Here is a 727-nt window from a genome sequence, read left to right as displayed (position 1 = left end):
TGAGCTGGCGGCGAAGCTGATCTTCGGTCGTGCCCGTGCGTTGCGCCAGCGGACGTAGCCACCGATCGCCGCGTTCTGCTCGTCGTGAGTGCGGTGGTCGGTGCCGTTGAGGGCGTAGTAGCGCAACGCGGCGAACTCGGACTCGATCCAGTTCAACCACGAGCCGTAGGTCGGCAGGAACACCAGCTCGACGTCGTTGTCGGCGGCCCAGGCCCGGACCCGGGGATGCTTGTGCGGCGAATAGTTGTCCATGATCACGTACAACCTCTCGCCGGGCCACCGCGAGCGCAGCGTCTTGAGGAAGGACAGAAACTCCCGCCACCGCTTACGCCGGCGGATGCGGTAGTAGAGCCTGCCGGTGGCCAGATCCAACGCGGCGATCATGTGCATGACACCGAAGTAACGGTTGTAGGTAGCCCGTAACCGGGCCGGGCTCCCAGCCGGCCGCCACCGTTTACCCCTGCGGGGCAGCAGGTTCAACGGGCCGAACTCATCGACGCAGATCACCCTCCCGTCGGCGGGTGGGCGGTCGTACAACTCCAGCACCCGCCGCATCTTGTCGATGAAATGCGGGTCGTTGGACGCCTTCCACGTGGTGGTGGTCTGCCAGCTCACACCGCCCTCACGCAGGATGCGCCGCAGGTGCTCGCGGCTGAGGGCCTTCACCACCCCACGGGCGAGGAGGTGTTCGGCCAGGGTGCGCAGGCTCCAGGTGGAGTGGCCGGCG

1 protein-coding gene is annotated in these 727 nt (G+C 66.9%); it reads right to left on the bottom strand.

Annotated features, from left to right (window positions below; all coding sequences use genetic code 11):
* On the bottom strand, window positions 1–727 hold a 727-nt coding region (locus ABD120_RS39365; RefSeq protein WP_343955589.1), incomplete at both ends, for an IS630 family transposase.

The organism is Nonomuraea longicatena (assembly GCF_039525605.1).
Classification (GTDB): Bacteria; Actinomycetota; Actinomycetes; order Streptosporangiales; family Streptosporangiaceae; genus Nonomuraea; species Nonomuraea longicatena.
The sequence above is the reverse complement of the archived record's forward strand: the minus strand, read 5'-3'. Positions and strand labels throughout refer to the sequence as shown.